A 26,689-nucleotide genomic window follows, 5' to 3' on the forward strand; every position below is an offset into this window, starting at 1 on the left:
GGTGTTTATCATTAGTGAGGGGTCAGGGGTCAGGATTCAGGGGCCAGTTCCGGCAATTTCATGATCAAGAGAAACAAAGCACTACGAAGCACGGAACCGCGAAGGACGCGAAGAACGCGAAGGATTATTTTTAGCCACGAATTGCACGAATTCCACGAATACTTATTTTAGCCACAGATTGCACAGATTATGATGATTATCCTGCTATGCCCCACATTTCATCCTTTTGCTCTCTGCGCCACTGCGTTAACTCGTGCTCCATGAAGGACACAAAGAGCACGAAGAACGCTAAGTATGCGCAGGGGGTAGGCTTTGGATCTCAAGTTTTGAACCAAATCTCCGATAGCCAAAAGCCAAAAGCCCGATCCCTAATCCCCAATAACCGACCCCCTTTAACGCATAAAAACACCCCTCGCCCGCAATTGGACGAGGGGTTGGCGTGAGTGAAAATTGGTTCTTACTTTGCGCCGAGGGCTTGTAGGGTATCGTTCAACAAATTGATGCCTTCATCAACTTGGTCTTTGGTGAGCACCAACGGCGGGCAGAAGCGGATGGTCGATTTGCCACAGGTCAACAGCAACATGCCACGGCGGAACGATTCTTCCATCACGGCGTTGGAAAGCTCGCCATGGGGATCTTTGTTGACATTATCTTTGATGAATTCCATGCCAATCATCAAGCCACGGCCACGCACATCGCCAATGCACTCGTAGCGATCTTCGAGTTCGTGCAGACGTTGTTTGAAGTAGCCACCAACCTCGTTGGCATTGGCCATTAATTCTTCTTCGGCGAGGCATAAGGTTTCGTAGACGGCACGCATTGCCAAGGCGTTGCCACCATAGGTATTGCCGTGTGCGCCTGGTTTCCAAACGCTGCTAATTTCTTTGCGGGCGATCATCGCGCCAACTGGTACACCTGAGCCAATGCCTTTGGCGCTGGTGATGATGTCGGGCACAACGCCCTCGTATTCAACTGCCCACATTTTGCCAGTGCGGCCAACGCCACTTTGCACTTCATCGGCGATCAACAAAATGCCGTGGCGATCGCAGAGTTCGCGCAAGCCTTGCCAGAAGCCTGGGGCTGGCACGACATAGCCGCCTTCGCCTTGAATTGGCTCGACGATAATTGCTGCCACATCTTCGGCTGGCGTGGTGGTGGTAAACAAGGTTTTTTCGATGAAATCCAAGCAGATTTCGGCGACCCGTTCTGGCTCAACGCCCCATGGCGTGCGATAGGGGTTGGGATAGAAGGCGTGGAATACGCCAGGCATCAAGGGGAAGAAGCCTTTGCGTTGATACGGCTTCGAGGCAGTTACCGACAAACTGCCATACGAGCGACCATGGAATGAGCTATAGAAGCCAATAATATTTTGGCGTTTGGTGTAATAACGCGCCAATTTGATTGCTGCTTCGACTGATTCGGTGCCGCTATTCGCAAAAAAGACTTGCCACTCGCCTGAGCCAGGCATCAATGAGGTTAATTTTTCGGCGGCCTTAACCATTGGCTCGTTATAAAAATCCGTCCCAGCCATATGGATAAACTTCGCCACCTGATCTTGCAGTGCGCTTACGAGGCGTGGATGACTGTGGCCAGTTGAAACCACCGCAATCCCTGCGTTTAAATCGAGGTAGCGATTACCATCAACATCCCACACTTCAGAACCAAGGCCACGTTCCATTACAAAAGGATAGACACGCCCACTACATGGGGCCATTACCGCCGTATCGCGATCAACTAGGGCAGTTGCGCGGGGGCCAGGAATCGTCGTCAGCAGATCAGTCACGGGGAACTCCTTAAACAGGTTGATAGGCGACATTGCCAAAATACCCATCCTTGGCACAGTGATCGGTATTATGCTCATTCTATCCGAGCCATTCTAGCCCGTCAAAGGTGAAGCAAAGAACATAGAACAAAGAACATAGAACATAGGAATTAGGGATCGGAGATCGGGGATCAGGGGTTGGGTTTTAACGCAGCGGCGCAGAGGAATAAGGGCTATGGGCTGATGGCTTTGGGCTAGCGGAACGTTTTTTGGAATTTCCAAGAATCTCTCAAAGCCTATAGCCTAGAGCTGTAATGGTTCATTGGGTTAACCACCGTCTGATCCTCTCACCCCCTCGCCCCCGCTCCCGTCGAACGGGCGAAGGGGAACCACGAATCCAGTGCTCCCCTCGCCCGCGTTCAGTGGGAGAGGGGCTGGGGGTGAGGGCATGCACCTAGTTGCCAACCCAATGAGCTAGTACATATAGCTCATAGCCCCATCTTCGTGTTCTTCGTGCTCTTAGCGGTTTCGTACCTTCCTTATGTTCTATGCTCTCTGTTCTCTGTTCTGTTTGGTTTTGACGAAAATGACAAAGCCTGCTATAATCTCGCTTCGGTACAAGAAATACCACCGTAGACAGCAGGTGCGTTCGCGCTTAATGATGCCAAGCATCGCCCGCCGAGGTAGCTGATAGATTCTTTGCAATCTTCCACACATTTGTGTGCTCCTGCCTCTGCGTGTCTTGACACTCAGGGCTTTTTTATTTGCCTGTGAAAGGAGGTGAACGGAATGCCAACACAAGCTAAGGTTGCAACCGTTGCCGAATTAACCGAACGCCTAAACCGCGCTCAAATGCTTTTAGTTGCCGACTATCGCGGCTTGACAGTTGCCGAATTGAGCGAACTTCGCAAGAAAGTTCGTGAAAAAGGCGGCGAGGTGATTATTGCTAAAAACACCTTGACCCGCTTGGCAGCACGCGAAGCAGGTAAAACTGACATTGAAGAATTTTTGGGTGGCCCAACCGCTCTGGCATTTTCATACGATGATATTCCAGGCGTTGCCAAGGCAATTGACGATTTCTTCAAAGCTTCGAAGAAAGACATCAAGATCAAAGGCGGGCTCGTCGGTACCTCAAAAATCACTGGCGCAGATGTCGAACGGGTGGCCAAAATGCCAACCCGCGACGATAGCTTGGCCAAGATCTTGGGCGGTATCAACGCTCCAGCAAGCCGCATTGTCGGTGGCTTGAAGGGTGTTATGCGCAATATTGCCTACATCCTCGGCGCACACGCACAAAAGGGTGCTGAAGGCTAAATCGCATTCGTTCGGCGAATCGCCTAGCCTTTTCGCCAATCAACCTTGAAATTCGTATTTTATTGCTTTGGAGGCAATTACACTCATGGCTTCAGAAAAAGTAACTGCATTGTTGGAAGAACTCAAAGGCTTGACCTTGGTCGAAGCTGCTGAATTGGCCAAAGAAATGGAAGAAGTATTCGGCGTTTCAGCTGCTGCTCCAGTGATGGTTGCTGGTGGCGCTGCTGCTGGTGGCGATGCTCCAGCCGCTGCTGCTGAAGAACAAACCGAATTCACCGTTATCTTGAAAGGCGCTCCAGCCGACAAGAAAATCGCGATCATCAAAGCTGTTCGCGAAGTTGTCGCTGGCTTGGGCTTGAAAGAAGCCAAAGATTTGGTCGAAGGCGCACCAAAACCAATCAAAGAAGGTGTCAGCAAAGAAGAAGCCGAAGCTGCCAAGGCTGCTTTGGCCGCTGCTGGCGCAGAAATCGAAATCAAGTAAGTTTTTTACTTGGCTTTCAGCCGACGTTTGGGGGTTTCTCCCCTCAAACGTCGGTTTTTTTGTTAATTGCCGCCACTAAGCCTGCCATTCTGCCAAAATTGGATTAAACTGAGGAGAAGAGTTTTTTCAGCTGTGAGTTGACATGCTTGTTGTTGTCCAACTAATCAAAACGCGCTGGACTGTGCCCCACGGCCAACGTCCACCGCAGTTGTGTCAAGGTACACCTGAACGGTTAAGTGTGATGCCCCTGCCACCTCATGGTTTTGTGCAAGGCGCTGTACTGCACCATACCGAGTTTGATGAGACCAATGCCTACACCCGCCCAACCAGGGCGAATCTGCGTACCTATAGCGATTTGCGTCACCTGTATCATAATGGCTTAGGCTTGCGCCTCAATCCGCTGCCACAACTTGAAGTGCTGTTGCGCTTGCCCGAACAAACCACCTCAACCAAGATTCTGCAATTGGCAATTGGCGAATGGGGCCAGTTGAGCTATAAAACCCGTTTTGGCTTGGAACGTGAGGCGACTTACACCAAATATACCTTTAATATCACCTACCGCGCCTATCTCGACCCCTTTGTGTTTATGCGCGGCAATCCAACCTACACGATTCACTTGCCTTTGGAGCATAGCCCATGAGCCTTGAGTATCTGTTAATTGGCGCATTAACTCGCGATCTGACTGCAACCGGCTGGCAACAAGGTGGTACTGGCACGTTTGCTGCGCGGGCATTAGCCTCGTGGGGCGTGGCAACTACAATCATCACCCCAGCTCAAACCAAGATTGTGTTTGATTTGCCAAGCAGCTGTACCTTGTTGCGTTTGCCAAGCAGCGCCACCGCCACCTTTGAAAACCGTTATCAGGGTGATGCTCGTACTCAATGGCTGCACGCTGCGCCCACAACCTTGGATTGGGCAACGCTTGGGCCATATTGGCGCACAGCCCGCTTGGTTCATCTTGCGCCCTTAGCTCAAGAATTAACCGCGATTCCGCCACGTAGCCTTTTTCCGCAGGCCTTGATTGGCTTGACGGCTCAGGGTTGGCTGCGCATGTGGGATAGCACTGGTCGAATTCAACCGAAACGTTGGCAACCAACCCCAACTGAGTTAGCCCAAATTGATGCTTTGGTGGTCAGCGATGAAGATGTTGGCGGCAATTTTGAGCTGGTTGCTAGTTGGGCCAAAGCTTGTGGCTTGGTGGCGATGACCCAAGGTTCGCGCGGCGCAACCATCTGGATCAATGGCACGGCCCAGCATGTGGCAGCTTATCCGGCGCAGGTGAGCGACCCAACTGGGGCTGGTGATGTTTGGGCGGCGGCATGGTTTTGGCGGATGCAGCAAGGCGCTGCGCCATTGCAAGCAGCCGATTGGGCCTGCCAACAAGCAGCCTTGCAGATCAGTGGCCAATTGGGCTAATGTAGCGTATTATCCCCTCACCCCCAGCCCCCGCTCCCACTGAAGGCTGGCCAGGGAAGTTTAAAGTATTGGATTGATTAATAAAGGGTGGATGTTTACAGATTGAATTTTAGGGGGTGCAGGGGGATTAAAGCCCCCTGCGTTTCCCGCCTTGAGGCGGGACGGAAGGGTGGTGATCATCAACGAGCGTTGACAACCTACCCTTGAAAGCAGAGGGCTGCAAATATCTTTTAGCGCAATACAATCACTTCAACTTCAACTTGCACATCGCGGGGCAAGCGCGCAACTTGCACGGTTGAGCGGGCTGGTGGATTTTCGGGGAAGTATTCGCCATAAATTGCATTGACGGTGGCAAAGTCGTTCATATCGGCCAAGAAAATCGTAGTTTTGACCACTTTTTCCAGGCTCGTGCCAGCTGCCGCCAGCAAGGCGCGAATATTTTCCATCACTTGGCGGGTTTGGGCGCTCACATCGCCTTCGATTACTTGGCCAGTCGCGGGGTCAAGCGGAATTTGGCCTGAGCAGAATAATAATCCATCAATGGCAATTGCTTGTGAGTATGGGCCAATTGCGGCTGGTGCGTTGGGCGTGCTAATAACTTCACGGGTCATGCAAAACTCCTTGATCGCTACTTATTCAATCGAAATTGCCTGAAAATGTTCAAGTTGGGGCTGACCACGGGAGAGGGTGATGGCGATGGCATCGATGCGATATTCACCAAGCCATGGGGTTTTGGCTTGATCGAGCGCTTGCAGATAGGCTTGCATCAATCGGGCTAAACGCTGGCGTTTCTTGAGGGTCAATGATTCTGCTGCACTGCCATGCGCTGCGCCGCGGCGGGTGCGAACTTCAATAATCACCAAGGTTGCTTGATCGTAGGCGATCAAATCGATTTCGCCCCAACGACAGCGCCAACCGCTGGTAATTAATTGATAGCCTAATTGCTGTAGATAGGCGGCGGCGTAGTGCTCGCCCCACTGCCCAAGTGCTTTGCGATCATCGGCCATGCTTGCTCCCCCTAAAATAGCAAGCGGACACGCGCCATTGCGTGTCCTGAATGGTCAGTGTCGATTAGTCGCGTTTGACGACGAAGGCGTTCCAGCCAGCATATTTTGCTTGGCTATCGAGTTCTTCTTCGATGCGCAGCAACTGGTTGTATTTAGCAACGCGGTCGGTGCGGGCTGGTGCGCCAGTTTTGATTTGGCCAGCGTTGGTTGCAACGACCAAATCGGCGACGGTTACATCTTCGCTTTCGCCTGAGCGGTGGCTAACAATTGCCGTCCAGCCAGCACGTTGCGCGGTTTGAATCGCGTCGAGCGTTTCGGTCAAAGTCCCAATTTGGTTGAGCTTGATCAAAATGCTGTTCGCTGAGTTTTCTTTGATTGCGCGGTTGAGGCGTTCGACGTTGGTCACCAACAAATCGTCGCCGACCAACTGCACCCGATCGCCGATGCGTTGACGTAACAACGACCAAGCGCCCCAATCGTCTTCGTGCAAGCCATCTTCAATTGAAATGATGGGATATTTGTTGACCAAGTTTTCCCAGTAGCCAACCATTTCTTCTGAGCTAAGCTTGCGGCCTTCGCGGGCCAAGTTATAGATGCCGTTTTCGTAGATTTCGCTACATGCTGGATCAAGCGCCAACATAACATCTTTGCCTGGGGTGTAGCCAGCTTTTTGAATCGCTTCGACGATCACTTCAAGCGCAGCTTCGTTTGATGGCAATGATGGAGCAAAACCGCCTTCATCGCCAGTGTTGGTGCCTAGTTTACGGTCGTGCAGCACACTTTTGAGGGTGTGATAAATTTCTGCACCCCAGCGCAAGCCTTCGCGGAATGATGGTGCACCAACTGGCATCACCATAAATTCTTGGAAGTCGGTGCTATCTTGGGCATGCTTGCCACCATTCAAGATATTCATCATTGGAACTGGCAAGGTATGGCCGAAAACGCCGCCAAGGTAGCGATAGAGTGGCAAACCAATTGACAATGCGCCAGCTTTGGCAGTAGCCAATGAAACCCCTAAGATTGCATTAGCGCCAAGTTTGCCTTTATTGTTAGTGCCATCAAGCTCAATCAAGGTCTTGTCAAGCGTAATTTGATCAAGCGCCTCTAAGCCTTCGATGGCTTCAGCAATATCTTCATTGACATGCTTTACAGCTTTGAGCACGCCTTTACCGCCGTAGCGTTTTTTGTCGCCGTCGCGCAGTTCAACTGCTTCGTGTGCGCCAGTTGAAGCGCCCGAAGGAACAATTGCGCGGGCAAGCGTGCCATCTTCCAAACCGATTTCAACTTCAACGGTCGGGTTGCCTCGGCTATCGAGAACTTCGCGACCGCGAACGTGCGTAATGAGTGCCATATTGAGAAGCCTCCTCAAGGGACACGAATGTTTATGGCCCCATCATACCACGCTCTGTCCATTCGCTGGGTAGCGGTTTCGCGACCTATTGAGATAAATTCAAAAGGCAAAAGGCAGAAATCAAAATGGGGATCAGGGGCCAGGGATAAGAGGTCGGGGGTAGGGATAAGGAGCGAGATTTTAACGCAGAGGCGCAGAGGAACATGGCTCAAGGCTATGGGCTATAGGAACATTTTTATGAATTCCATGATGATACGTCCTATAGCCAATAGCCCAAAGCCTATAGCCTTCTCTTCGTGTCCTTCGTGCTCTTCGTGGATCAAATTCTTAACGCAGAGGCGCAGAGGAGCATGGCAATTGGCTTGAGGCTATCGGAAATCATTTATTACCCAACAATCTTCCCATAGCCAATAGCCAACAGCCTATAGCCTTCGTATCCTTCGCGTTCTTCGTGCCCTTCGTGGTTTCAGTCGTGCTCTTCCTACGCCACAACGACGGTTTCAACTCCATCCAAAAAGCCATTCAGATCGGTAATCCGCACCCGCCCGACATGCTGAGCTGCCAACGAGGCTGCTTTGACCACCGAGGTATAGCTTGGATCGAATGCCCCTTGTTTGATGTAGCGATCACATTGCCGCCCAGAAATGCCACTGATTCGTCGTCCCGCAGCATACACCCCCGGGGTTTGCACAATATAGGTTAATTGATCAGCGGCTAATGCCGAGGCGATCATCTGGGCGGCGGTATCGGCGTTGAGCAATTTCACCGCGCCGGTTGCGCTTTCCATGGCAAGTGGAGCTAGCACTGGCAACCATGCCTGCTCCAATAAATAGTGCAACACCTCGAAGCGCACAATCGGCTCATCGCTTTTGGGTAGCAAATACATCAATTCCAAATCTGAGCCACATAAGCCAATTGCTTGTAAATGATGTTGGGTGAGCGCCGCAACCAAGCGTGGATTGATGCCGCCACGAAGTGCCATGGCGGCAATTTCAGCTGCTGCCGGATGGTTCGTGCCGCCAATCGCGTTCAGAACGCGTGGCAAAATGCTGCCACCACCATGAATTAAAACCACTTGATCGTTGATGCTGCTTAAGGCGCTAATTAATGTTTGCAGTGAATCAGCGTGATCCACTTCGTAGCCGCTAATTTTGATTACATGCGTCATTTCTGGTAGTCCCCATCTGTGTTGTGCTCAATTGTAACGAGGGGGACTAGCAAACAATAGGATTAAAGATGACGAAGCGCTGACAGTTTATTGATCGGCTGCTTGATCAAACTGCTTAGCGTGGGTGGGCGATAATCCATGGCGCATCATACCAACCAACTTCGGTTGTGGGCTGCTCGCGCCATTGTTGCAAAATATGTAGGTGGAATGGGGCTAATGCTGGGTATTGATCAGGCGCAAACCAGCCCATTTGGTCAACCTCGCGCGAGGCTTGAAATGTGCCACCGATCAGCGTGCCACAAACCACAAATTCAAATTTGGGGCGGTCGCGGGTTACGCCGATTAATGCCAAGCGGTCGGCCCGCACCTGCAAGCCCGATTCTTCGCGCACCTCGCGTTCGAGGGTTTCGAGCGGCGATTCTGCTTTGCTCATCCAACCGCCTGGCATTCCCCACGGATGCGAGCGGCGATAGGTATGATGAAACAACAACAAGCGCCCTTGCTCATCGGTAATGATCCCAGCCACGCCCAGCAAAAAATGCGGATTAATCGCATTTGCTGCCAACCAATGTAAACGTGGTGGCAAGCGAAAGCGTTTTAATAAAGGAAAAATAAAGCTCGGTAATTCCATAATCGCCTCAGTCCAAATCAAAATGAGATCATTAAAGTATAAACCGATTGCAGCGCTTGCTCGACCAAGTTAATTATTTGCTCATGATTTTGCCAATTTTGGGTTGAATTTTGCCGTTTTAGCTAAAAAGTAGAACATCCTAGTTGACAGAACATATGTATTTTTCTATAATAACAAGTAGAACGTCTATTCGTGTATGGCTGAATACCCACAGCTACGTCGGCCCAGAAAGGAAGCGCTTCAATGAGCGGATTATCGCAACGCCAACAACGGATCTATGATTACATCAAGCAATTTATTCGCACAAATGGCTATGCTCCGGCGATTCGCGATATTCAACGCGAGTTAAGTATTTCATCAACCTCAGTGGTTGCTTATAACTTACGCGCCCTCGAAAGCAAAGGCCAAATTCGCCGCGAAGGCAACATCTCGCGCGCAATCGAATTGATTAATGTTGAACAACCATTGCCCACCGTGCTTGGCGGCCAACGCGTGCCAGTGCTGGGCGTTATTGCCGCTGGCCAGCCAATTCCAGGCCCCAACGAATCAACCAACTCCGAAGATTCGGTCTTGGTGCCCGAAGAAATTGTTGGCAGCGATAAGCTGGGCGATGTCTATGCCTTGCGGGTCAAAGGCTACTCGATGGTCGATGCCTTGATTGCCGATGGCGATATTGTTTTGTTGCGCTATCAGGAAACTGCCGAAAATGGCGAGATGGTCGCAGCCCGCATTCGCGATGAAAATGAAGTTACTTTGAAGCGGATTTATTGGGAAGGCGACCGCGTGCGGTTGCAGCCAGCCAACGTTACCATGGATGCGATGTACTATCCATCGACCAATGTCGAAGTGCAAGGCCGTGTAGTTGGGGTTATCCGTAACCTCGGCTAAAATCCCGATTTCAAACAGCATACCCAAAGGGACGGAATTAATTCCGTCCCTTTTTGGTTTTTTGGTTAATTTTGGCTTGGGTTTCGATCAACTTGGTTTGTTGTTGCTCAAGTTTGTGCTGTTCTTGGGCTTTCTTGAGGGCTGCCTCGCCTAGTTTTACCCCAACCGCTTTGAGTTCGCGATCATAGGCTCGCTTGCCGCGCCACAACAAAAATGGAATCAAAATCGGCCACCATGGCTTAAGATCTTGAAATCGCTGACGATACCCATCGACTTGCGCTCGGACACTGGTGATATTGCTGAGGGTGGCTAAGATTTTTTGCTTGACCATCGCGCATACTCCCTACTAAGGCTATCTGCATTATAGCTGAGATTGCCAAGCTATGGCCGTGATGTTGTGCTGGGCCATAGCTTGGGCTTGCAGGTTCGATGCCAAGCCTTGAGTTAGCTTGCTTCGCCGCGTCCTTCGTAGGCGGCAACTGCCAAGCCTGCGCCAACGCTGGTGAAGGGATCTTGCTCGCGTAGCCGATCTTCGGTGAAGCGATCGGACAATAATTTGATGAAGCGCGGAATCCGCGAGGAGCCGCCAGTGCGCAACACCACATCAATTTGGTCGTGGCTAAGGCCAGCAGCCTTGATTGTGCGATCAACACATGCGCCAATCGAGCGCGCTTCGGGGCCGATCAGGCGCTCAAATTCAAAGCGTGGCAACAAATGGTCAAAATCGATGCCATCGACATGCATGCTAATTTCAACTTGGCGCTCGCTGGAAAGCTGGCGTTTGGCTTCCTCGGCGTGTTCGTATAGCACCAAACCGTAGTTCTCGCGCACGAGGGTGCGCAATGCCTTGAGTTCTTTGGGTTTATCACTGGTGCGCACCGCTTCTTCGATAATCTCAAGCATTTTTGGCGTATGCATTTCGAGAATATTTTGCCAGTTGTCGAGGTGCTCCAAAAGGGTTGCGGGCAAGGGCAATTTGCGCGGGCCAAGCCGTGCGCCATCGCCAAAATATTGGCGTAGCGCCCCAGTCACGATTTTGCTATCGAGCACATCGCCGCCAATTGGCACGCCATCGGTGGCCAATACCTGACGCTCATCGCCGTCAATCGCCATCACGGTAACATCGAGCGTCCCGCCGCCAAAGTCGAACACCACAATATTGCGACGTTCGTGTTGGCTGGCAGCAAAGGCATGGGCGGCAGCAACTGGCTCGGGCATAAAACTTACATTCGGCAAATCGGCCAATTCGCAGGCTTCGCGCATCCGCCGAATCGCCAAGGCATCGCCTTCGGGTGTATCGGCGTAGTGCACAGGCCGCCCGACCGTAATGGCGCTAATTTTTTCGCCAGTAAAGCGCTCAATTTCGCGGCGAATGGCCCGCAGAATTTTGGCAATCAGTTCTTCGAGCGGGGTTTCTTGGCCAAACACGTTAGTTTTAATGTAGGATGGATCGCGAAGCATGGTTTTGATCGATTGAAACAAGCGGCCTGGTGGATTGCTATCGACCATACCTTCAACCGATTGGACGATTGTGCCAACCCCAGAATAGGTGTTGGTGACCGTGCCAACATAGCGCCGTTCGTAGATAATTTCGCGGCCAACATTGCCCTCAGTAAAGGCGTTGATTGCTGCGCGACCAAACAGCTGCTGGCCTTCTGGCGTAATAAAGAGCGCAGTGCGTAACACATTGGGGTTTGCCGCTACGGAGTCTAGCGGGACCAAGGTTACCTTTGCGCCGTCGTAAATTGCTGCGGTCGTATTAGTTGTTCCGAAATCTAAGCCTACCCGCATCGCAAAGCCTCCTTAAAATGTATGGGTTGCACGGCGAAATGCCGCCCGAACCCAAAACTGGGGGGCGGCTTGTGCAGAACATGGATTGTAACAAAGCATTTTGCTTCCCATGATCGGTCTTAAGACGGATGTTGTATGGGCAATGCTGTATTTTAGCCAGCGTGGGTGAGGGCCGGCAAAAAACGTCAAGCATGGAATGTCCATCGTTGGGTGGTTGCAGCCAAGCCAAGCCTCGATTAAGCTAGCGCTAGTATTGTTCGCTGAGGAGCTTTTGCGTATGAGCCTCGCCCTAATTTCACACGATCATTACCTTGACCACGACCAGCCTGAACACCCCGAAAATGCCAATCGTTTGCGGGCGATTCATGCGCTGCTCGCTGCTGATTACGATTTACAACAGCATTTGACGAAGCTTGAACCACGTCATGCCAGCGCCGCCGAGATTGAGGCGGTGCATGTGCCAAGCCATTTGCCAAGCCTGCAACGGATGGGCCAATTTGGCGATTGGGCTGATCCGGAGACCTATATTTTGCCAGATTCGGTCGAGATTGCCCAACTTGCTGCTGGTGGTTCGATTGTTGCGACCGATGCGGTGTTAAGCGGTCGCCACCCCAATGCCTTTGCCTTGGTGCGCCCGCCAGGCCACCACGCCACCGCTGATCAGGCTATGGGCTTTTGTTTATTCAATAATGCTGCAATTGCCGCCGCCTTTGCCCAACGCGAATATGGCCTCAAACGGGTGGCAATTTTGGATTGGGATGTACATCATGGCAATGGCACCCAAGATATTTTCTATACCAACCCCGATGTGCTGTATATCTCAACTCATGGCTGGCCGCTTTGGCCTGGCTCCGGCCATTGGAAGGAGATGGGCGAAAAAGCGGGCTTGGGCACGACGCTCAATCTGCCGTTGCGCCCATTGACTGGCGATATGGGCTTTAATCTGATTTTCGAGCACACAATTGCGCCAGCAATTCGGCGCTTCGAGCCAGAATTATTGATCATCTCAGCAGGCTATGATGCCCATGTGTATGACCCATTGGGTAACTTGGCGCTCTCGACTGGTGGTTATGCCCAGCTCGCTGCCATCGTGTATAATTTAGCCGCCGAGTGTTGCGACGGACGCTTGGTGGGCTTGCTTGAGGGTGGTTACAACCTCGAAGCCCTTGCTCAAAGCCTCAATGCAACGCTGCAAACCTGGGTTTCTGGTCGGCCTGCCCCTGCCTTTAATCAAGAAGTCAGTCACACCCCAGAACCAGATGTGATGTGGTTAATCGAGCATTTGCGCCGCGAACATCCACTTTTAAAAGGATGAAGTATGAGGGATGAGGGATGAAGAGCATAGAACATAGATGTACTAGTTCATTGGATTAACGACGGTTTGCCCCTCACCCCCTAGCCCCCTAGCTCGCCCGCGGGCGAGGGGGAACCACGAGACCAGCGCTCCCCTCGCCCGCGTTCAGTGGGAGCGGGGCTGGGGGTGAGGGAATGATCCTGGTTGCCAATCCAATCAACCATTATACATAGAACATAGAGCATAGGACTGGGAACTGACAATAAGCTATTGGCACTTGGCTATCGGAGATTGATTGGGATTTCAAATTAGCCTATAGCCAAAAGCCTATAGCCCATAGCCTATCCCCTCAAATACCTACAAGGACAATCAATGATTGCAGTGATCAATTATGGGGCTGGCAACTTGCCAAATGCCGTGCGCGCCTTGGAATATGTGCAAGCTCCAATCGAAGTTGTGACTGATCCGGCGGCGGTGTTGGCCGCCGATGCTGTCGTGTTGCCCGGGGTTGGCGCGACCGCCGATACCATGCGCTCGTTGCGCGAAATGGGCATGGATGCGGCGATTCGCGCGGTAATCGCCCGTGGCACGCCATTTTTGGGCATTTGTGTTGGCATGCAAGTGCTGGCCGAGCAAAGCGAAGAATTTGGCTTGCATGAATGTCTTGGTTTGGTGCCAGGCACAATTCGCCGTTTCGATCAAGGCCTCAAAGTGCCGCAAATTGGCTGGAATAGCGTGCAGCACGATGGCAGCGCCTTGTGGGATGGGATTCCCAATGGTGCTGAATTCTATTTTGTCCATTCCTACTACTTGGCAACCAATGACCCTACTTTAGTTGCTGGGCACACCGAGTATGGGCTGAATTTTCCAGCGGCGATTGCCCGCGATAATATTACTGCCGTGCAATTCCACCCCGAAAAAAGCGGCCAATGGGGCCTCAAATTATTGGGGAATTGGGTGCAGGGGGCAGTAGTCAGGGGTCAGGGATCAGCACAGCATTAAAGATATTTATGATTAAGTCAGTGAAATAATATTATGGCAGGGGTTCCTAATACCTTATCCCCAACCCCTGGCCCCTACTTTAGGAGCACCATGCAATTAATACCAGCAATCGATTTGCGCGATGGCCGCTGCGTGCGGCTTGTGCAAGGTGATTTTGAGCAAACAACGGTTTATGGCGACGATCCGGTGGCGGTCGCGCAACAATGGGAAGCAGCAGGCGCAAGCCGGATTCACATTGTCGATCTTGATGGAGCTAAGGCTGGCCGCCCAACCCAAACCAGCACGATTGCCGCAATTACCAAAGCGGTTGGTGTGCCGGTGCAGCTTGGCGGTGGCCTGCGCGATGCAGCCAGCGTTGCCGCTGCCTTTGAGCTTGGCATAAGCGATGTGATTTTGGGTACAGTGGCGGTGCGCAACCCAGAATTGGTTGCTGAATTGGTCGGCCAATATGGCAAGGCAATTACAATTGGCATCGATGCCCGCAATGGCGTGGTTGCGACCGAAGGTTGGCTGGCAAGCAGCCGCCAGCGCGCCACCGAGCTAGCCGAACAAATGGCCCAACTCGGAGTTGCGCGGATCATCTATACTGATATTAGCCGTGATGGCACCTTGAGCGAACCAAATTATGCGCAAACTGCCGCGTTGGTAACGCCCGCTGGCCCAGCAATTGTGGCTTCTGGCGGTATTGCTCGCGTCGAACATTTGGCGCGCTTGGCTGAGCTTGGCATTAGCGGGGCAATTATCGGCACGGCACTTTATACAGGCCATATTGATTTGGCCTCGGCAATTCAAACGATTGAACACGGAGGCTAAACGTGTCATCATCGAAACAAGATATTACCGCTCGCTATGAAGAGGAGCGTTTACGCGCCCAAGAGCAATCGCAATTGCTCTATTTGCAGAATCAAATCGATGAATTGCGTCGTCAAATCAAAGACGTAAATGGTAAATACGCGTGGTCAACCGAGCAATCGCGCAAATCTGAAGCGGTGGTGGCCCAATTGCAAGGTATGATCGAGCGCCAAGCCCAAGAGCAAGCCCAAACCCTCGAAAGCTATCGGCGTGAATTAACCACCTTGCGCAAGGAAATTGCCAACAGCACCGTGCGCATGGACGATGGAGTTAAGCCAATTCGCGATATTCAGCTTTCGTTGGCCCAACAGCAAGAACATCGCAAACAAGATTTGCAAACCTCACAAAGCTGGTTTGCCCGCATTGAATTGCTCGAACAACGCATGAGCGATTTCGAAGCCCGCATCCGTGAGCAAAACGATCAGCATCGCTCACTCGGTGGCCAGCTTGAACAGTTGCGCGCTGTCGATGCTGAAACCGTGCAAGATATGCGCAAACTCAGCGAAGATGTGCAGATCGAAAAGCAGCAAATGCGTCGCCAAGCAGTCGAAACCCAACAGATGGTGATCGACATTGGCGAAGGGATTCGCGAGTTGCGTTCGCGCTTCGAGCGGCTTGAGGATTTGCAAAAAGGTGTCGAAGCTCAAATTGAGCCATTGCCTGAGCAGATTGAGGTTGTGCGCGCCCAATTGCCCGATATGATCGCCGAAATCAAGCGCATCGAGCGGGTCAGCACCGAACGCTTCTTGATGAACCAAGAGCGCTTGGAAGAGTTGCGTGGTCAACATAACGAGCAGCTTGATGAATTGCGTTCGGTTGATGAAATTCATCTGCGCCAAATTATGGGTTCGTTAGAGCGGATTGATACTTGGTGTCATGAGTACGAATCGAAGCTCAGCCGCACCCAAAACCGCCTCGAAGATGTGCAAATTGCCAACTTGAGCCGCATGCAAGATTTGGAACGGCGCGAAGTGCAAGCGCTCAGCGATGTTGTTTCGGCAATTCAAGGCCGTTTGCAAATTGCCCAAAGCGAAATCTTGGAACGCGGAAGCGAGATCTAAGTATGTTGACCCGTCGAATTATTCCTTGTTTGGATGTGAAGGCTGGGCGCGTGGTCAAAGGCATTAGCTTTCTCAACCATCGCGATGCTGGCGACCCAGTGCAATTGGCGGCCTTCTACAACGAATCGGGTGCTGATGAATTGGTGTTTTACGATATTACTGCTTCATCCGATGAGCGCAATATTATGGTCGAGGTGGTGGAGAACGTCGCACGCCAAGTGTTTATTCCCTTGACGGTTGGTGGCGGCATTCGTACCGTCGATGATATGTATCGCATGCTGCGGGCTGGCGCTGATAAAGTTTCAATTAATACCGCTGCTGTGCTCAACCCGCAATTAATCGAAGATGGAGCCAAGCGCTTTGGCTCGCAATGTATTGTGCTTTCGATGGATGCCCGTCGGATCAACGAGCCAGGCCAGCCCAGCCAATGGAATGTCTTCACCCACACTGGCCGCGATCCACGGCCAACGGGCTTGGATGCAATTGAATGGGCCAAACGAGTGGTCGATTTGGGCGCAGGCGAGTTGGTGATCAACAGCATGGATGCTGATGGCACTGGCGCTGGCTACGATAACGAATTGCTAGCGGCGATTAGTGCTCAAGTTGGCGTGCCAGTAATTGCCTCTGGTGGCGCTGGCAAGCCCGAACATTTGCTGGCTGCGCTGCACGAAGGCCAAGCAGATGCAGTGTTGGCAGCCTCGATCTTCCACTTTGGCACCTATACCGTTGAGGCGGTCAAGGAATATCTGGCAAATCAGGGAATTCCGATGCGCCGCACCCCGAGGCCATTATGATCATCACCATTCGTTTCTTTGCTGGCTTGCGCGAAGCCCTCAACCAAAGCAGCTTAAGCTTGGAGTTGGCTGAAAATGCCACGGTTGGCACGGTGCTGCAACGCTTGGCTGAGCTATATCCAAACTTGCCCTTGACTGGCTTGGCCTATGCGATCAATCGCCAGTATGTAACGCTGGAGGCAACCTTGAAGCCCAACGATGAATTGGCCTTGATTCCGCCAGTTAGTGGAGGCTAAGGTGCAAGCATTTTTGGTAACCGAAACCGTGTTGCAGGCCGAGCCGTTGCGGGCCTTGGTCGCCGATGCTGGGCATGGCGCGATTGTGCTGTTTGAAGGCGTGGCGCGCAACAATTTTGGCGGTCGCGCCACCGCCTTTTTGGAATACGAAGCCTACCCCGAAATGGCCGAGCAGCAATTAGCTTTGTTGGGCCAACAAGCCCAAGCCCAGTTTGGCATCGGCAAAGTGGCAATTCATCATCGAATTGGCGTGTTGCAAATTGGCGAAACAGCAGTGCTGATTGCGATTGGCTCAGCTCATCGTGGCGCAGCATTTGCTGCGGTGGCTTGGCTGATGGATCAAATCAAATTGGTGGTGCCAATTTGGAAATGTGAACATTGGGCCGATGGTTCGCAAGAATGGGTGGGTCAGCGTTGAAGCACTAAGGTGAACTATGCGATTGCTCGAAAAACTAGCACGATGGTGGTGGCGTTGGTTGCTCACAATACTAACCTTGTTGGGCATGGCGCTGCTTGGCGTGATTGTGGCGAGTATCGCTGGTTGGGTGCCGCAACCAACTGTTCTGCGCTTAACGCCGTTGGCTGGTAGCCGCGAATTGCCGCCAGCCACGGCCTTGGAATTCAACTTTAACCTGCCGATGGATCGATCGAGCGTTGAAGCTGCGCTGGTGATTACGCCGCCAGTGCGTGGCCGTTGGCAATGGGAAGGCCGCACCCGTGCACGTTGGCAGCCAGAATTTGGCTGGACCCCAGGCACAACCGTCACCGTTCAATTGCGGCCAAGCGCACAATCGATGTTGCGCCAAAGCTTGCCAACCACAGTTACAACCCAGTTTGCCGCTGCCCCAGCGCCATTGTTGGTCTTTCGCTCGCCCTTACCCAATGCCACAATCGCCCCAAATATGCCCATCTTGCTACGTTTCAATCGGGCGATGATTGACTACTCCAGCCAACCCCAGCGCGATTTAGCTGAACTCAACATCGAGCCAAGTGTTGCGCGCCAAGTGCGTTGGCTTGATGATCGTAGCGTGTTGGTGCAAGCCGAATGGCAGCTCGGCCAGCGCTATCAACTAAGCTTGCACAATCTCAACGATTTGCTGGGAATTCCGGTGCAAACCAGCGAATGGCAACTCAACGTTAGCGAGCCAAGCCTGATTGCGCCACCAACTGCGCAAACTATCGAGACGAATCAAGCGTTGGAGTGGGCTTTTGAAGGCTTGCTTGATTCAGCCACAAGCCAGCAATTAATTGATCGGATTCAATTCACGCCAGCTCTGAGCGCGACATGGCAAGTGCATTATCAAGCAGAGCCGTTGCCGCAAACTGTCTTGCTTGCTAGGCCAGATGTAGCTTGGCCAGCAGGCCAAACCGTAACTACCAGCCTCCAACTGAGCCAGCCAATCAGCCAAGTTTGGCAGGTGCAATCCAAGCTGCAATTGATTGGCTCGGTGCCTGGGCGCGGCGGCAGTTTGGCGCTTGCCGATTCGTTGCGCCTCTTGTTTAACCAAACGCCTGAGCGCGAGCAGATTGCGGCCCAACTCTCTATCGAGCCTGAAGTGGCCGATTTGGCGATTAGCATTGTCAATCAACAAGCCCTGATTAGCGCCGCTTGGCAACCAAGCACAAGTTATACGCTGACCTTGGCTGGCTCTGCGCCGCTGAATTTTCGCACCCAAACTCAAGCCCAACCATTGCAAATCGAAGGCGCTGGCTATTCGTTGTTGCTGCCCACAACGCAGGCTGAATTGCGCTTGAATGGCCGCGAAACCAGTCGTCTCACCGCGACCTTGTATCCAATGGATCGGGCGGTTTTGGCAGCAGCCCTGCAACAACCGCAAACGCCGCTCAATCCACAGCGCTATAATCTACAACCGCAACAGCAATGGCAAATTGGCGCAGCGCCTGATCGAACATTAACCATCACACCAACCCAAGGCGCGTTATTATTGCAAATTCAAGCTCCCAATGCAGAGCTTGTGCAACATGTGCTCATTTGGACACCCTATCGCGCGCAATTGTTGGCAAGCGCCGAGCAAGCCCAAGCCTGGGTGGTTGATTTGGCGAATCGCCAGCCAGCCGCCGTCGAAAATTTAAGCATTTTGGCTGGAGCGAGCCAACTAGCTACGGGGGCAAGCGATCAGCAAGGGCTTTGGCAAACGCCAATCCGCGCCAGCAGCGGGCGCTTGGTCTTGCTGGGCGGCGCGCAACAAGCGCCGATTGTAGCCGAAACAATTATTCAGCCACAGCGCCAAGCGCCAAGTTTGAGCAGTCAACTGATGCTCGAACGCCATAGCTACCAAGCCAACCAACAACTCACGATTATTGGTAGCAGCCAATTTGCTGCTGGATTAGCAACCACGCCAAGTTTGACGCTCGCTGTGCTCGATCTGAGCGGCCAAGCGATTGCCCCCGAGCAAACCTTTAACTTGACCCAAACCCTGTGGCTGCGCCAAGTGCAGCTTGCAGCCGAAGTCCCACCTGGCTTGTATCAGGTTCGGCTACGCTACGCCAATCAGGTTTTGGCCAGCCAAACCTTTGTCGTCAACGATCCTGCGCCTAGCTATCAGGTTGTTTTGCCCGAATTTCAGGCTACCAACGCAATTGTGCCTGCTGAAATTATCAGCGTGCTGCCGCATCAACAGGGTTCGTGGCGCTTGCTCGATCAAAACAATCGTCAAATTTCGGCGGGGGTTTGGCAAAGCAACGCCGCTGGGATTGCCCAATTTGATTATCAACGCAGCCAAGCTTTGCTTGGTGATTATGTGTTGGCAATTCAGCTTGGCCCGCAAACCAGTTATCATTATCTGCACATTCGCTATGCTGCCGATTTACAAGCCAGCACCAGCCAACAATTGCTCAACCAGAACCAAGCAGCCAGCATCAGCTTCCAATTGCGTGATCAACAAGGCATGGCTTTGGCCAATCGCAATCTCCAAATCGAAGTGACTGGTGCGACTTCGAGCACCCAAAGCTTGCGTACCAACGCTGCTGGTGAGGCGATTTGGCGCACAACTGGTTTGCGTTCTGGCCAATGGCTGATTCGGGCAAGTAGCCCAGATGCTGCCAGCGTGGAAGTGCCGTTATGGGTGCTTGGCGCAGCCAGCGAACAGGCGATTGGCCGTAGCCAAAGCAGCTTAGTTACCGCGACCGATTTAGATCTCGCGCCGCTGACCAATCAAACTGCCACCAGCGTGCTCGTGAGTTGGTTCGAAGGCAGCACGATTCGCCAGCAGCTTCAGCCGTGGGTCGCAGGCCAGCGCATCGCAATTTCGCCAAGCTTGAGCAATACTCAGCAATTGGATGTTGCCTTGGCTTGGCTTGATGGCCAACAACTGCGCAGCAGCAGCAGCCAAATTCCCTTCCAAAGCGTTGCGCCGCTTGAGTTGACAATGGTTGTCAGCGGCTCGCAACTAGTGCTAGGCACGCAACGCGCTGGTCAGCCAGTCGCCAGTATGGTTGGTTTGAGTTTTCAATCAAGCTTCACCACCAGCCTAACCAGCCAGCATCGCCTGATTCGCACTGCGAGCAATGGCCAAGCCTTGCTCGATTTGACGGGCTTTGATGCAGGCCATATTGAGGCCTTAGCCAGTGATGGCCTGAGCAGCGCCGCAGCCACAACCGTTTTTGGGTCAAGCCCGCCAATCGCTGCCCAATTGCTGCTGCCTGAGCGATTGCTGCTTGGCGATCAATTAAGTGTCACGGCGCGCTTGAATTTGCTGGCAACGCGCGGCGGAATTCCAAGTATCACGCTTAATTATGATCAAGCCCAATTTACGGCGCTGGCTGAGCCAACAACTGGCAATAGCAGCCGTATTTATAGCGCGACCCAAGGACTCATTGCCAGCAAACTGGGCACAACCACGCTGACCGCGACCTTCGAGGTCAATCAACAAACTCAAATCATCACCAAAAGTTTGGTCATTGAGCCGCCAAGCCAAGTCTTGTTGCGGCAAAGTCGCTTGATCACCGAGCCAACCGATATTACGTGGCAAGTGCCAACCGCCAACCAAGCAGCCTCAATCGAGCTGGCGATTGCTAGTTTAGCCCAAGCAACCCAAGCCTTGCCCAGCCAGTTTAATGGCTCTGATCCGCTGAGTTTGGCCGGGCAAATCGCCATGGCGCGCTATGCTACGCAGCCCGCCAACGCAGCGATTGCGCAATTGGCCCAGCAGCAATTGGCCAATGGCAGTTGGAGCGGGGATGGGCAAAGTGGCGATGTGCAATTAACCGCCTTGATTGTGCAGCTAATCGCCAACGAACAACGCTCGCCCACGCTTAGCCAACTGATCGATCAGGCAACTCGTTGGTTGGCCTTGGCTAGCCCGCTTGATCCCGATTTGCGTAGCGAAATGTTATTGGCCTTGGCCCAAAGCAACAAAACTGTCGAAGCCCAAGTCACAACCTTGCTCAAAAATAACCAACTCACTGCGCCCCAACGCTTGCGCCTGATCTATGCCTTGGTGTTGCTCGATTCGCCCCAAGCTGATCAATATTTGGCTGAAGTGCGCCAAATGTTGAATCAACCCTTGGAGCCAAGCCCTTGGATGAGCCGTACCCGTCAAGCTGCCATGATTGGCATCATTTTTGAGCGCAGCCAACCAAGTTCAGCGCTGCGCGCACAGGTGCTGAGCCTGCTTGCTGAGGGCTGGAATGGCACAACCTGGGAAGATTTGCCAAGTAGTATCGCGGTTTTTCAGCTTAGCCAACAGGATTTTCCAACCAGAGCGAACTATGCGTTTGGCTTGAATCAAGCAGCCTTGGATGGTTATGCTCAGGCGACGCGACTGAGCTTGCCGATTACCCACCAATTGAACCTCCAGATCGAGCCAAATGGGCCAATTTTGTTGGCCAGCCAAGCCAGTTGGCAAGCTCCTGCACCCCAAGCCCGCTTGCTCCATGCCACGCCAATCGAGCAGTTGGCGTATGGTCAGCAATGGCTTTGGCAAGGCTATTTGGTGCTTGAACGCGATGTTGAGTTGTTGCAGCTGCGCTTGGCTGCACCCAACGGAGTGACGTGGCAATTGGGCGCAGCGCCAGGCTTAATCTGGCATGATGGGCAATTCAGTGCGCCACAGTTACGGGCTGGCATTTATCCTATTCAGCTGTTGGGGGTTGCGCGCCAAACTGGCCAATTTACTTGGCCTGCCGCCCAATTGACGAGCGCTGGCCAAACGCTAGAGCTTGAGCAAACTGCGCCGCCAGTGCGTATTCGCTGATGGTACAATAGCGCTATCTTTATTTTCAGAATTAAGGCACAGCAATGCGTATTCCAGAAGCAATTCAATGGATTGAACAATCGGGCAATGTTTTAGCCCAAGCCAAAATAACCCACATGCTTGAGGCCACGCCCGCCGATGAAGAATTACTTGATCAATTAGCGGCCTTGCAAAACGACGATGGCGGTTTTCCGCTGAATGGCGTTGCAGGGCGACCGAGCACGCTCAACGATAGCTGCAACATTATTCGCCATTTTGTTGAACTTGGGGCTAGCGACCATCCAGCGGTTGTTGCTGCCAGCCGCTTTATCCTCGATGCCCAATCGCCGCGCGGCTGGTGGCGCGAAAGCAGCAATTTGGCCATGTATAGCCCACCCTTGTGGATGGATAGCGAGTCGGATGCAGCGCTGATCTTCACCACTGCTGTTTGTTCTGCCAGCCTCGCCTTGTTGGATAACCCCGAGGTCAATGTGGCCGCCGACAAAGCCAATACTTGGTTGCTTGGCCAAATTGCCAATAATGGCTTGTTGCCAGGTTTTCGGGTCGAGGCCACTGGTTGGGCGATGTTGGCCGCAGTCTTGTTGGGCCATCGCGAAAGTCGGCCAGTTAAGCGCATGTTGGGCGGCTTAGGCGATCTCATTTCCAACGATTGGGATGCGCCGAGCCTTGCCGTGATGTTGAACGCCGCTGGGATTGCCCGCATTCCCCGTATGACGCGCGCAGTTACCCAGGCAATCAACGTTTTGCGCAACCTGCAACAACCAAGTGGTGCATGGCTCAACGAAGATGGCCTGCCCGACCCCTTGCTGACCGCCTGGATTGTACGGATCGTGCGGCGCTTCGGCTTACGGTAAAACTTGCTAGGATATGTGGCTCCTCCAATTGATAGGTTCATCGGTTGATGCTTGAGAGCCGATTAATGTCCTTGAGGGGGTGCAGGGGGATTAAAGCCCCCTGCGTTTCCCGCTGGCAGGACGGAAGGGTGGAAAAATGAAGCATGAAGGATGAGGGATGAAGCCTAGAGCCAATAGCCCCAGCTTAGTGCTCTTTGTGCCCTTCGTGGAACACATTTTTAACGCAGAGGCGCAGAGAAAATATGGCTATAGGCTGTGGGCTATCGGAACATTATTGGTGCAATTCGAGCAATTTGTGCTAAGAAACCTTCGCGATCTTCGTGTCCTTCGCGGTTTCAGCCCTTCGTGCCCTTCGTGGATCAAAATGTTAACGTAGCGGCGCTGAGCAGCGAAGGATGCGGTGATCGTCCAAAAGGACTAGTGCTGACAGATCGAAAGATCATTTTGCAATTTTGGCAATTTTGGCAGAATAGTGATCAATCGCTGCAATTGCTGCAACTATTTTTTGCGGGTCAGCGTCTGAAGCAATAGAAGCCACGCTGATGGCAAGGAGTTGTAACTGTGGCCGAACCAACTGCTGAAATTCTCAATCGCGCTCAACGCAATGATCCCGAAGCAATGGGAGCATTGATTGTTAGCCAACAACATTATATTTACAACATCGCCATGAGCGTGATGCGCCAGCCCGAAGATGCCGCTGACCTAACCCAAGATGCTTGTATCAAGCTGTTGCGGGTAATCGGCCAGTATAATGGCGAAAGTCGGTTTACAACATGGCTCTATCGTTTGGTTATCAACCTTGGGCGTGACGAGTTGCGCAAGCGCGGTCGGCGTGCCCCAGAGATGCCAGCCATGACCGATGACGATGGCGAAACCGTCGATCCGTTATCGAGCATTGCCGATGATAATCGTTGGGCCGACCCCCAAGAAGTGGCCTCGAACCACGAACTGCGGGCCGAAGTTTCCCAAGCTTTAGATAAGCTTGAAGATCATTATCGCTTGGCATTAACCCTCTACTATTTTGACGATTTGCGGTACAATGATATTGCAGAAATTTTAGAAGTACCACTGAATACAGTTAAAAGCTATATTCGCCGTGGTAAAGAGCGCCTCGCTTTGCTCTTAGCCGCCAATCAATCGGAAGCACTCTTGCCAGCAAAGCGCGAGCCTGTTGCCGATGAACGGCCAAACCGTGGTCGCTTTGCATTTGCCCTAGGATGGCGCTGAGGTGTGTCATGAAGCGTTGTGAACATCGAACCAATTATGATCTGCGCGAAGAAGCGTTAGATCCACAACTGACAGACCATCTTGATACATGTGAAAGCTGTGCTACCCGCGCACGGCGTGCTGAAGCCTTCGATACGGTTGTGCGCTCAGCGATGATCACATCGGTTCCTGATGATCTGACGGCCAAGCTTCTGGCCTTGGTCCCTGGCTTGATGCCACCATTGATGGTGCGCAGCAAACATTGGAAGTTGCAACGCCGCGCCTTTGTTGGCTTAAGTGGGGTTGCAAGCATTTTGGCAATCGGTTTGCTGGTCTATGGCTTGTTTCTCTTGGCTGGGGCCGTTGGCCTAGAACAATGGCTGGCAAGCGCAAGCACATGGCCCGGCGTCGCAATCGATTGGCTCTATCGCCATATTCCATCATCACGCTCGGTTGTGGCAGCACTGATCACGGTGCACCAACCGCTGCAATGGATTATTCTCTTGATCTTGATTTGGCAAGTTTGGGAACGGATGCCGCTCCCGAACAAGCAACAAACCGCCTAAAAAAGCAACCCGCAAGTCGTCTGGCTTGCGGGTTTGGTTTGGGGGTACGATGATCAACCGTTTGTGGAATAGCTTGCTTGATCTCGTTTACCCGCCGCGCTGCTACAGCTGCGGCAAGGCTGGAACCCAATTTTGCCCAAGCTGCCTCGCCGAATGTATTCCCCTCGCTCCCAATCAACGCCCGCAGCCTTTAGCCGCCGATTCGCCGCTTGAACGCGCGTTGGGCATCTACCCATTTCAAGGCAGTTTGCGGGCTGCTATCCACGCATTTAAATATCAAAATGCCTATCCCTTGGCCCAGATTTTGGCTCCGTTGCTGTTTGAATTTTGTGCTTGGCAAGACGTTGTGCTGATGCCAGTGCCGCTCCATGGCGTGCGCAAACGTGAGCGGGGCTATAATCAAGCTGAATTATTGGCCCGCAATTTGGCCAAAGCTTGGCACTTGCCACTCAGCATCGAGCTTAAACGGGTGCGTGCCACCGAACATCAGGTTGGCCAACAAGCCCAAGCCCGCGCAACCAATGTCGCTGGTGCGTTTGCCTGGCATGGCCAACAACCTGCCCCAGCCCATATTCTCTTAATCGACGATGTGCTGACAACTGGCTCGACCTTTGAAGCCTGTGCTAGTGCGTTGCTTGCCGCTGGCAGCAAGGCCGTTGAAGGCTTGGCCTTGGCCAAAGCGATCGTTAAGCCTGCGCCCCCACTTGATAGGCCTGAATAATTCTGGCCCAACGAAGCAGTCGCTCGACCACACCTTGCGGTTGATCAGGCAGATAGACATCGGCAATTGTCATTGACCAACGCTGCAATTGCGGTTGGCGTTCAGCCTCGGGCCGCAAAACCCGCGTCGCTCCTGCATAGCGTTTGGCTGCTTGTTGACGTAATGTAGCGGCACTTACCCCATGATCAAGATAATCGTTGAAGCCAACCCACAATTCTGCCAGCGCCGCCGCGGTAAATTGGGCTGGGTGTTGCAAATTGTAGCAGGCCACCACCAAAAAATGCCGAGCATGCAAGGCTGGGTCGTTATATTCCCACGCAATCAACCCGCCTAGTTGCTCCCAACAGCTTAAACCTTCGACCTGCGGCGCGCCACATTCGGCGCACATATCGCTAGTTGGCATGGCTCACCTCGTTCGGTATAATCAAGCGATAGCATAAGCGACAGCAAATTCAGCAACATCTGCCAAATGATTGATTAGAAATAGAGGAAATGCTTGCCTATGCAGCGCGACGTTACTACAACCTATCTTCAAATGCTGGCGGCGAGCGAGCTTAAACCAAGCTTGCGCCATGATCCAGATTTTCGTTTTGTGCAGGTTCAGCGAATTAGCCCTGAGCTTAATCGATTTTTCTACACTGCTGTTGGTGGCGAATGGTTTTGGCTCGATCGGCTTAGCTGGTCGTATCAGCAATGGCTTGATTATCTCAGCCAGCCAACGGTTCAAACGTGGCTTGGCACGTATCAAGGGATTCCGATTGGCTATTGTGAATTGGTGCAAGAAGCCGATGGCTCGGCCCAAATTGGCTATTTTGGCTTATTGGCGCAATGGTATGGCCAAGGCTTAGGCGGCATCTTGCTCACTGCGGTTATTCAACAGGCCTGGCAATTAACCAACTCGCGGGTTTGGGTGCATACCTGCACGCTCGATGGCCCAACCGCTTTGGCCAATTATCAAGCCCGTGGCTTCACGATCTATGCTCAAAAAACTGAGCCAGTAGAATTGCCAAACCAAGCGCCAGGCCCATGGCTTGGGGCAAGAAGTTGACAGCTATGCTAGAGTAACGGGGATTTTGTT

Annotated in this window: 27 protein-coding genes and 1 other annotated feature; of the genes, 18 read left to right on the top strand and 9 right to left on the bottom strand. The window is 52.6% G+C overall.

The window, feature by feature from the left end; all coding sequences use genetic code 11:
- Positions 1-457: 457 nt before the first annotated feature.
- Entirely contained in the window at positions 458-1,816 is a 1,359-nt protein-coding gene (locus JOD20_RS02415) for an acetyl ornithine aminotransferase family protein (RefSeq protein WP_054536904.1), read from the bottom strand.
- A 558-nt stretch (positions 1,817-2,374) separates the two neighbouring features.
- Positions 2,375-2,533 (top strand) — a sequence feature (ribosomal protein L10 leader region).
- An 18-nt stretch (positions 2,534-2,551) separates the two neighbouring features.
- Between JOD20_RS02415 and rplJ the strand changes: the two genes are divergently transcribed.
- From rplJ to JOD20_RS02435, 4 genes are all read left to right on the top strand, one after another.
- Entirely contained in the window at positions 2,552-3,076 is a 525-nt protein-coding gene (gene rplJ, locus JOD20_RS02420; protein WP_054536739.1) for a 50S ribosomal protein L10, read from the top strand.
- Between the two features lie 85 nt (positions 3,077-3,161).
- Positions 3,162-3,557, top strand: coding sequence for a 50S ribosomal protein L7/L12 (gene rplL, locus JOD20_RS02425; protein WP_054536740.1), 396 nt, complete (start codon positions 3,162-3,164; stop codon positions 3,555-3,557).
- 142 nt (positions 3,558-3,699) lie between these two features.
- On the top strand, positions 3,700-4,197 hold the full coding sequence (locus tag JOD20_RS02430) for a hypothetical protein (protein WP_204753740.1): 498 nt from the start codon (positions 3,700-3,702) through the stop codon (positions 4,195-4,197).
- Positions 4,194-4,973, top strand: coding sequence for a PfkB family carbohydrate kinase (locus JOD20_RS02435; protein ID WP_204753741.1), 780 nt, complete (start codon positions 4,194-4,196; stop codon positions 4,971-4,973). Before JOD20_RS02430 ends, JOD20_RS02435 begins: the two co-directional genes overlap by 4 nt.
- Positions 4,974-5,203: 230 nt before the next feature.
- On the opposite strand, the gene JOD20_RS02440 is transcribed toward JOD20_RS02435, so the two are convergent.
- From JOD20_RS02440 to JOD20_RS02460, 5 genes are all read right to left on the bottom strand, one after another.
- A complete protein-coding gene (locus JOD20_RS02440; protein ID WP_204753742.1) occupies positions 5,204-5,584 on the bottom strand; it encodes a RidA family protein in 381 nt (126 codons plus the stop codon).
- A gap of 21 nt (positions 5,585-5,605) precedes the next feature.
- Positions 5,606-5,980, bottom strand: a complete 375-nt coding sequence (locus JOD20_RS02445; protein ID WP_204753743.1) for a YraN family protein — start codon at positions 5,978-5,980, stop codon at positions 5,606-5,608.
- A 64-nt stretch (positions 5,981-6,044) separates the two neighbouring features.
- Positions 6,045-7,331: a phosphopyruvate hydratase gene (gene eno, locus JOD20_RS02450; RefSeq protein ID WP_204753744.1), complete on the bottom strand. Its 1,287-nt coding sequence runs from the start codon at positions 7,329-7,331 to the stop codon at positions 6,045-6,047.
- 481 nt (positions 7,332-7,812) lie between these two features.
- Complete coding sequence (locus tag JOD20_RS02455; protein WP_204753745.1) at positions 7,813-8,499, bottom strand: amino acid kinase family protein; 687 nt, start codon at positions 8,497-8,499, stop codon at positions 7,813-7,815.
- 115 nt (positions 8,500-8,614) lie between these two features.
- Positions 8,615-9,151 (bottom strand): NUDIX hydrolase, encoded by a 537-nt coding sequence (locus JOD20_RS02460; protein WP_204753746.1) that lies wholly within the window; start codon positions 9,149-9,151, stop codon positions 8,615-8,617.
- 222 nt (positions 9,152-9,373) lie between these two features.
- Between JOD20_RS02460 and lexA the strand changes: the two genes are divergently transcribed.
- Positions 9,374-10,018 (top strand): transcriptional repressor LexA, encoded by a 645-nt coding sequence (lexA, locus tag JOD20_RS02465; RefSeq protein ID WP_054536749.1) that lies wholly within the window; start codon positions 9,374-9,376, stop codon positions 10,016-10,018.
- Between the two features lie 37 nt (positions 10,019-10,055).
- On the opposite strand, the gene JOD20_RS02470 is transcribed toward lexA, so the two are convergent.
- Both JOD20_RS02470 and JOD20_RS02475 read right to left on the bottom strand, forming a co-directional pair.
- On the bottom strand, positions 10,056-10,349 hold the full coding sequence (locus tag JOD20_RS02470; RefSeq protein WP_204753747.1) for a hypothetical protein: 294 nt from the start codon (positions 10,347-10,349) through the stop codon (positions 10,056-10,058).
- A 113-nt stretch (positions 10,350-10,462) separates the two neighbouring features.
- On the bottom strand, positions 10,463-11,809 hold the full coding sequence (locus JOD20_RS02475; protein WP_204753748.1) for an Hsp70 family protein: 1,347 nt from the start codon (positions 11,807-11,809) through the stop codon (positions 10,463-10,465).
- A 277-nt stretch (positions 11,810-12,086) separates the two neighbouring features.
- Between JOD20_RS02475 and JOD20_RS02480 the strand changes: the two genes are divergently transcribed.
- The 12 genes from JOD20_RS02480 (at position 12,087) to JOD20_RS02535 (ending at position 25,611) form a co-directional block, all read left to right on the top strand.
- On the top strand, positions 12,087-13,124 hold the full coding sequence (locus tag JOD20_RS02480; RefSeq protein ID WP_204753749.1) for a histone deacetylase family protein: 1,038 nt from the start codon (positions 12,087-12,089) through the stop codon (positions 13,122-13,124).
- 351 nt (positions 13,125-13,475) lie between these two features.
- Positions 13,476-14,105 carry an imidazole glycerol phosphate synthase subunit HisH gene (hisH, locus tag JOD20_RS02485; RefSeq protein WP_204753750.1) on the top strand — a complete coding sequence of 210 codons (630 nt, stop codon included), beginning with the start codon at positions 13,476-13,478 and terminating at the stop codon, positions 14,103-14,105.
- A 90-nt stretch (positions 14,106-14,195) separates the two neighbouring features.
- Positions 14,196-14,918, top strand: a complete 723-nt coding sequence (gene hisA / locus JOD20_RS02490) for a 1-(5-phosphoribosyl)-5-[(5-phosphoribosylamino)methylideneamino]imidazole-4-carboxamide isomerase (protein ID WP_204753751.1) — start codon at positions 14,196-14,198, stop codon at positions 14,916-14,918.
- A gap of 2 nt (positions 14,919-14,920) precedes the next feature.
- A complete protein-coding gene (locus tag JOD20_RS02495) occupies positions 14,921-16,018 on the top strand; it encodes a coiled-coil domain-containing protein (protein WP_204753752.1) in 1,098 nt (365 codons plus the stop codon).
- A 2-nt stretch (positions 16,019-16,020) separates the two neighbouring features.
- Positions 16,021-16,812 (top strand): imidazole glycerol phosphate synthase subunit HisF, encoded by a 792-nt coding sequence (gene hisF / locus JOD20_RS02500; protein WP_204753753.1) that lies wholly within the window; start codon positions 16,021-16,023, stop codon positions 16,810-16,812.
- Complete coding sequence (locus JOD20_RS02505; RefSeq protein ID WP_204753754.1) at positions 16,809-17,048, top strand: MoaD/ThiS family protein; 240 nt, start codon at positions 16,809-16,811, stop codon at positions 17,046-17,048. Before hisF ends, JOD20_RS02505 begins: the two co-directional genes overlap by 4 nt.
- A gap of 1 nt (position 17,049) precedes the next feature.
- On the top strand, positions 17,050-17,466 hold the full coding sequence (locus JOD20_RS02510) for a molybdenum cofactor biosynthesis protein MoaE (protein WP_204753755.1): 417 nt from the start codon (positions 17,050-17,052) through the stop codon (positions 17,464-17,466).
- A gap of 16 nt (positions 17,467-17,482) precedes the next feature.
- Complete coding sequence (locus tag JOD20_RS02515) at positions 17,483-22,264, top strand: Ig-like domain-containing protein (protein ID WP_204753756.1); 4,782 nt, start codon at positions 17,483-17,485, stop codon at positions 22,262-22,264.
- 44 nt (positions 22,265-22,308) lie between these two features.
- Positions 22,309-23,118 carry a prenyltransferase/squalene oxidase repeat-containing protein gene (locus JOD20_RS02520; RefSeq protein WP_204753757.1) on the top strand — a complete coding sequence of 270 codons (810 nt, stop codon included), beginning with the start codon at positions 22,309-22,311 and terminating at the stop codon, positions 23,116-23,118.
- A 561-nt stretch (positions 23,119-23,679) separates the two neighbouring features.
- A complete protein-coding gene (locus tag JOD20_RS02525; RefSeq protein ID WP_110520411.1) occupies positions 23,680-24,345 on the top strand; it encodes an RNA polymerase sigma factor in 666 nt (221 codons plus the stop codon).
- An 8-nt stretch (positions 24,346-24,353) separates the two neighbouring features.
- A complete protein-coding gene (locus JOD20_RS02530) occupies positions 24,354-24,890 on the top strand; it encodes a hypothetical protein (protein ID WP_204753758.1) in 537 nt (178 codons plus the stop codon).
- Between the two features lie 49 nt (positions 24,891-24,939).
- Positions 24,940-25,611, top strand: coding sequence for a ComF family protein (locus JOD20_RS02535; RefSeq protein ID WP_204753759.1), 672 nt, complete (start codon positions 24,940-24,942; stop codon positions 25,609-25,611).
- Here JOD20_RS02535 and JOD20_RS02540 read toward each other — a convergent pair.
- Entirely contained in the window at positions 25,577-26,014 is a 438-nt protein-coding gene (locus tag JOD20_RS02540) for a DUF5946 family protein (protein ID WP_204753760.1), read from the bottom strand. The two genes, JOD20_RS02535 and JOD20_RS02540, sit on opposite strands and share 35 nt — an antisense overlap.
- A gap of 99 nt (positions 26,015-26,113) precedes the next feature.
- Here JOD20_RS02540 and JOD20_RS02545 point away from each other — a divergent pair, with 99 nt between their 5' ends.
- On the top strand, positions 26,114-26,659 hold the full coding sequence (locus JOD20_RS02545) for a GNAT family N-acetyltransferase (protein WP_204753761.1): 546 nt from the start codon (positions 26,114-26,116) through the stop codon (positions 26,657-26,659).
- Positions 26,660-26,689: the final 30 nt, after the last annotated feature.

The organism is Herpetosiphon giganteus, from assembly GCF_016907925.1.
Classification (GTDB): Bacteria; Chloroflexota; Chloroflexia; order Chloroflexales; family Herpetosiphonaceae; genus Herpetosiphon; species Herpetosiphon giganteus.

Coding starts and splice junctions, on each gene's coding strand:
- JOD20_RS02415 (WP_054536904.1), bottom strand. CDS start 1,816: ATGTCGCCTATCAACCTGTTTAAGGAGTTCCCCGTGACTGATCTGCTG.
- rplJ (WP_054536739.1), top strand. CDS start 2,552: ATGCCAACACAAGCTAAGGTTGCAACCGTTGCCGAATTAACCGAACGC.
- rplL (WP_054536740.1), top strand. CDS start 3,162: ATGGCTTCAGAAAAAGTAACTGCATTGTTGGAAGAACTCAAAGGCTTG.
- JOD20_RS02430 (WP_204753740.1), top strand. CDS start 3,700: ATGCTTGTTGTTGTCCAACTAATCAAAACGCGCTGGACTGTGCCCCAC.
- JOD20_RS02435 (WP_204753741.1), top strand. CDS start 4,194: ATGAGCCTTGAGTATCTGTTAATTGGCGCATTAACTCGCGATCTGACT.
- JOD20_RS02440 (WP_204753742.1), bottom strand. CDS start 5,584: ATGACCCGTGAAGTTATTAGCACGCCCAACGCACCAGCCGCAATTGGC.
- JOD20_RS02445 (WP_204753743.1), bottom strand. CDS start 5,980: ATGGCCGATGATCGCAAAGCACTTGGGCAGTGGGGCGAGCACTACGCC.
- eno (WP_204753744.1), bottom strand. CDS start 7,331: ATGGCACTCATTACGCACGTTCGCGGTCGCGAAGTTCTCGATAGCCGA.
- JOD20_RS02455 (WP_204753745.1), bottom strand. CDS start 8,499: ATGACGCATGTAATCAAAATTAGCGGCTACGAAGTGGATCACGCTGAT.
- lexA (WP_054536749.1), top strand. CDS start 9,374: ATGAGCGGATTATCGCAACGCCAACAACGGATCTATGATTACATCAAG.
- JOD20_RS02470 (WP_204753747.1), bottom strand. CDS start 10,349: ATGGTCAAGCAAAAAATCTTAGCCACCCTCAGCAATATCACCAGTGTC.
- JOD20_RS02475 (WP_204753748.1), bottom strand. CDS start 11,809: ATGCGGGTAGGCTTAGATTTCGGAACAACTAATACGACCGCAGCAATT.
- JOD20_RS02480 (WP_204753749.1), top strand. CDS start 12,087: ATGAGCCTCGCCCTAATTTCACACGATCATTACCTTGACCACGACCAG.
- hisH (WP_204753750.1), top strand. CDS start 13,476: ATGATTGCAGTGATCAATTATGGGGCTGGCAACTTGCCAAATGCCGTG.
- hisA (WP_204753751.1), top strand. CDS start 14,196: ATGCAATTAATACCAGCAATCGATTTGCGCGATGGCCGCTGCGTGCGG.
- hisF (WP_204753753.1), top strand. CDS start 16,021: ATGTTGACCCGTCGAATTATTCCTTGTTTGGATGTGAAGGCTGGGCGC.
- JOD20_RS02505 (WP_204753754.1), top strand. CDS start 16,809: ATGATCATCACCATTCGTTTCTTTGCTGGCTTGCGCGAAGCCCTCAAC.
- JOD20_RS02515 (WP_204753756.1), top strand. CDS start 17,483: ATGCGATTGCTCGAAAAACTAGCACGATGGTGGTGGCGTTGGTTGCTC.
- JOD20_RS02520 (WP_204753757.1), top strand. CDS start 22,309: ATGCGTATTCCAGAAGCAATTCAATGGATTGAACAATCGGGCAATGTT.
- JOD20_RS02530 (WP_204753758.1), top strand. CDS start 24,354: ATGAAGCGTTGTGAACATCGAACCAATTATGATCTGCGCGAAGAAGCG.
- JOD20_RS02535 (WP_204753759.1), top strand. CDS start 24,940: ATGATCAACCGTTTGTGGAATAGCTTGCTTGATCTCGTTTACCCGCCG.
- JOD20_RS02540 (WP_204753760.1), bottom strand. CDS start 26,014: ATGCCAACTAGCGATATGTGCGCCGAATGTGGCGCGCCGCAGGTCGAA.
- JOD20_RS02545 (WP_204753761.1), top strand. CDS start 26,114: ATGCAGCGCGACGTTACTACAACCTATCTTCAAATGCTGGCGGCGAGC.